Origin of the sequence: Hyphomonas sp. UBA3601, from assembly GCF_002375605.1 — a bacterium.
GTDB lineage: Bacteria > Pseudomonadota > Alphaproteobacteria > Caulobacterales > Hyphomonadaceae > Hyphomonas.
Genome location: NZ_DFME01000010.1, coordinates 23,601 through 28,343 on the forward strand (window position 1 = coordinate 23,601; position 4,743 = coordinate 28,343).

Here is a 4,743-nt window from a genome sequence, read left to right on the forward strand (position 1 = left end):
CCCCACAAGTTGGCGACAAGATTGGCGAAAGCGAAGCTGAGCGCAAAGCCAAACGCGAAGCAACGATTGCCGCGCGCGCCGCAGATCAGGCCCGCAAAAAATCCGAGGCCGAAGCGCGCGGCGTGACCGAGATCGGCTGGGAAGACTTGATGCCGGAAGGCGAAGAAGAACGTCTCGCCCAGATGTACCAGAGTCAGATGTCGATGCTCTATGGTGGCGGAGGCGTAGCAGAAGGATCGGCTGCGGACGCCATGGTGCAGATCGGAACGTTCAACACCGTCAAGGAACTCAACGGCAAATCGATCAGGTTGCCGGGCTATACCGTGCCGTTTGAATATGGCTCAAAAGCCGAAGTGACCGAATTCCTTATGGTCCCCTATTTCGGCGCCTGTATCCACGCCCCACCCCCGCCACCAAATCAAACCGTATTCGTAACGACGGACGAGCCCATCCTGTTGAAAGATCTGGCGCAGGCCGTCTGGGTTGAAGGCATCCTAACCGCCGAGACGCAGGAGAGCGAACTGGCGGACGCCGCCTATACGCTCAAGCTGACTCACATCGAGAAATACGAGTACTAGGACTTACTATTCAACGCGTTCACGAAATATAGGTGGTTTCACGGTTTCTGGGGATGAAACCCTCTCAACAGGCACAAATGGATGTTCTGGAACAAACGCGTCGCAGTCCTGATTTCTGCCCTGATAATTGCGGCGATCACCATAAGCATCCTCACATATGTGCGGCGCCCATCGCTTGAGGGACTTGCAGGTCTGAATGGTCCCACCGCAGATAGCATCATTGCGGATGGTCAATCGTCCAGTTGGTCAGTTCACGCCGATGGATCGGAATCGCGACTCGCCATCCTGCTGACCGATGAAGATTCCTCCTGGCTCGGACTGGCTGAAGGGTTGAAAAGCATCGGTGTCCCCTTCTTGATTACGCGAAACACCAAAGCGGCTGTCCAACACAAGGTCGTGCTCGCGTACCCAGCAATTTCAGGTCGCCTGCTGGATGCCGAAGACTTGGAGACCCTCGCCCAGCACGTGGAATCCGGCGGCACATTGATCGCGACGCAAATCCTTGGCGGAGGATTGCAAGGCGTGTTTGGCTTCGACCGCATCGAAGAATCCCGTGACCATTCGGAGATTCGCTTTTCCGGATCTCACCCCACCTTGTCCTTTATCGACCGGCCAGAAGAAAGGACCGTCAGGATTGGAAACCCTGATAAGGACCTACACCGCATCGGCACCCAAGCGTTCGTTGGCGCGACAAATATTCTGGCCACCTACGATGATGGATCCGCAGCTGTGGTGGCGCACGCCTCCAAACAGGGTGGACAAGCTTATGCTATCGGCTTTGATCTCGGCTTCTTCATCCTGAAGTCCGCAAACGGGCGCAATGGTGGCGTGTCGAGAAATTACGCGAACGCCTATGAGCCATCTGTCGACACATGGTTGCGATGGATAAAATCCGTCTACACTCAAAGTGAACCGGCCGCGATCACGCTTCACTCCGCGCCGGAAGGGCGAGATCTCGCCGTCGTCATATCCTTCGACATCGATTATTCGAACTCCATGACCAATACGAGGGCATTCAGCGACCTCCTGTCAGAGCTCGGAATTCCGGGAACCTTCTTCATTCAGACGAAGTATTTCGACGACTACAACGACAAGGCGTTCTTCAATGATTTTACGCTGCCCATTGTTCAGCATCTAAACGAGTCCGGAATGGAGGTCGCCAGCCATTCGGTGACGCATGCAAAGACTTTTTCGGACATGCCGCTTGGCGAGGGATCCGAGCGCTTTCCTGACTACCAGCCCCGCGTATTGAATGAAGGCAGAACCTGGAATGCTTCAATTCTGGGCGAACTGCGCGTGAGCAAGTATCTGCTGGAACAGGTCACGGAAACAGAAGTGGTATCGTTTCGTCCAGGCTACCTCGCCACACCGGCGCGCCTTCCTGAAGCCTTGGACGCGAGCGGGTACAAATACGCCTCCAGTGCCACATCGGGAAATGTTCTGACGCATTTGCCCTACCGCATGAATTTCAGCAGGGGCTACGACAGTGCAACAGGCGTTTTCCAGTTCCCCATCGCCATCGAAGACGAAATTCCACCGCACATGAACTTGCGGGAGGAACCGGCCGTGGACCTCGCCAAGCGGCTCGCCGAATATGGGGGCTGCTATGTCGTGCTGATCCATCCCAACGTCACGAAAGAAAAAATCGAATTCCTCAACGCCGTGGTTCCTGAACTGAAGCGTTTCGCCTGGTTCGGGACACTGCAGCAATTTGGCGATTGGTGGACCATGCGCGATGGCGTATCGGTCGACGCCCGCATCTTTGAAGACGAGATGGTTATCACGGTGGACAGCGAATTGCCCATACAGGGTCTTCGCCTGGATCTGGATACGGACTGGATACCCCAATCCCAGTTCCCCGATGGCGTCAGCTTTTCACCGGGGTCCGTCTACATTGCTGCAGCTGGCACAGAACTCTCAATTACAATGAACATGCCTTCAATGGACCGGTAAGCGTTCGCTCGGGACGGTTCGTCGGACCTACGCGAAGCGTTCGGTCGGAACTTCCTGCTGGAGATCAGACACATCCAAACGGGCGCGCTCGTCCTTGATACGCTTGCGGATACGCAGAACCAGTTCGTCCGGAATGAAAGGCTTGGTCAGGTACTCAGCGGCACCCCGCTCCAGTGCATCCAGAACATCATGCTCGCCGCGACGAGCTGTTAGCATCACCACCGGCAAGCTGGCCGTATCGGGATCATTCTTCAGTCGACGCAGGACTTCAAACCCGTCCATCACTGGCATCATCGCATCAAGCACCATCAGGTCATACTTCATGGTGCGCGCGAGTTCGAGGGCTGCACCGCCGTCTTCCGCGATATCGACTTCAAATCCGGCAACCGCGAGCTTGTGCTCGAGCAGTCCGCGCAACAAGCGATCATCGTCTGCGACTAGAATTTTATTGGACATTTGCAAGAGTCCTTCTGCAAGCGAGGTTTTTACTCAGCTCAGTGTGCCAAATTACGATAAACATCCGTCAAACGAACTATATTGAATTTGATCTATCTCGGGTCATTTTGCAGCTCTTGCAGGTGCGACCTCCCCCAAGCGATCAACTTGCCGTGAACCCCTTCCGGGTCATCACGCCCCAAGAGCCGCTTCTCTTGAGATATTGAACCCACCCCTGAACGCGCCACAAGCTGTTCAGCTGGCGGTATCCAAGATTTTCCAACACACAAATTGCCGTCAAGAGCGCCAGGTCAGATGCCTTGGGCACACGGCGCAGCTGCGCTTCTTCCAATGCAAGAGAACCCACAGAAATGGCCAATCCAAAGCCTGACGTCACTGCGATATAGGCGAGGAAGTAGTCGAGTGGAAGCGAGCCCGTAAATGCCAATATCGGAAACAGGATGAACCCGATAGCATCCACGATTGGTCCAATTACGTCTGTGATCAGCACATTTCCGAAACCCAGGACACCCACCAATCCGTAGCGGGGATTGAGCGCCATCATGCCGTGACGCTCGAATGTTTCCAGCGTGCCGCGTTGCCAACGGGCCCGTTGATTGCGGAGCACGCTCAGCGTCTCGGGCGCTTCGGTCCAGCAGACCGGCTCCGGGATGAACCGGATACGATAATCCTGTTTTTGCTCTATGAGGGTTCTGTGCAGTTTGACCACCAACTCCATGTCTTCACCGACCGTCCCGAGACTATAACCGCCAACCTTCAGGACGGCGTCGCGCCGGAACAAGCCAAAGGCCCCTGAAATGATGAGCACGGTATTCAGTCGGCTCCAAGCGATTCGGGTCATCAGAAAGGCGCGCAGGTATTCGACCGTCTGCAGGAGCGGGAGCATCTTCTTGGGCAACTGCACCTTCAGTATCTGACCGTTCCGGATGACACTGCCATTGGCGATCCGGACAGTCCCCCCCACCGCAATCGTCCGCTCTGGGTCTTCCATGAACGGCTTCACAGTGCGCAACAACGCATCCGGCTCCAAAACGGAATCTGCATCAACGCAGCAAAACAAAGGTGCCCGGGACACGTTGATACCTGCGTTAAGCGCATCGGCTTTTCCACCATTTGCCTTGTCGATCACGACAAGACGCTTTTGATGTTGCGACCGGTAAATCGTCTTGATGGGTTGGTGCGGCGCCAAAGGGGAGTAAAGGCGCGAAGTTTCTACAAGATTGAACGCATCTTTCAGCACCTCCAGCGTGGCATCCGAACTTCCGTCATTGATGATGATGACCTCATAATTCGGATACTGAATAGCCATCAGCGATGAAAGGCTTTCGACAATAGTTTTCTCTTCGTTATAAGCCGGCACGAGAATCGCGATGGGCGGCGCCGAATCCGAGTAGCGGCGCCAAAGGGCGTCAGCCTTCGCGGCACGCCCCGATTTCGCCAGCTGGAACGCCGCTAACAGCAATTGGACGAAATAATTAGTGTACTGGACAACACCGGCAAAGATAACCACCAGCCCCACATACTTCGCTACGATGAAAACGGATTCCATCATTGGACGGCCTCCATCGCACTCAGCTCCGCAAGCGCCAAGGCTGCGGTACGGTTCGCACTTTCATTGCCCTTTGATATTGCCGACACTTCCAGCAGCTCTCGACCGGACGCCCCCATGTCGGCCAGAGCTTGCGCCGCTTCAAATTGGACCAGCCACACGGGATCGGAAAGCAAGTCTGCGACCTGGGCCGCGTAGGTATCGTGG

General features: G+C 55.5%; 5 protein-coding genes. 2 read left to right on the plus strand and 3 right to left on the minus strand.

What is annotated here, in order from left to right:
* The coding region (locus tag B4F73_RS00750; protein WP_290482279.1) for a DUF3299 domain-containing protein at positions 1–578 on the plus strand (578 nt) is incomplete at its 5' end.
* A gap of 81 nt (positions 579–659) precedes the next feature.
* Positions 660–2,531 carry a polysaccharide deacetylase family protein gene (locus B4F73_RS00755; RefSeq protein WP_290482280.1) on the plus strand — a complete coding sequence of 624 codons (1,872 nt, stop codon included), beginning with the start codon at positions 660–662 and terminating at the stop codon, positions 2,529–2,531.
* A gap of 27 nt (positions 2,532–2,558) precedes the next feature.
* Here B4F73_RS00755 and B4F73_RS00760 read toward each other — a convergent pair whose 3' ends face one another.
* From B4F73_RS00760 to B4F73_RS00770, 3 genes are all read right to left on the minus strand, one after another.
* On the minus strand, positions 2,559–2,987 hold the full coding sequence (locus tag B4F73_RS00760) for a response regulator (RefSeq protein ID WP_206991474.1): 429 nt from the start codon (positions 2,985–2,987) through the stop codon (positions 2,559–2,561).
* 142 nt (positions 2,988–3,129) lie between these two features.
* On the minus strand, positions 3,130–4,539 hold the full coding sequence (locus tag B4F73_RS00765; RefSeq protein ID WP_290482281.1) for a glycosyltransferase family 2 protein: 1,410 nt from the start codon (positions 4,537–4,539) through the stop codon (positions 3,130–3,132).
* The coding region (locus B4F73_RS00770) for a hypothetical protein (RefSeq protein WP_290482282.1) at positions 4,536–4,743 on the minus strand (208 nt) is incomplete at its 5' end. The genes B4F73_RS00770 and B4F73_RS00765, both read right to left, overlap by 4 nt.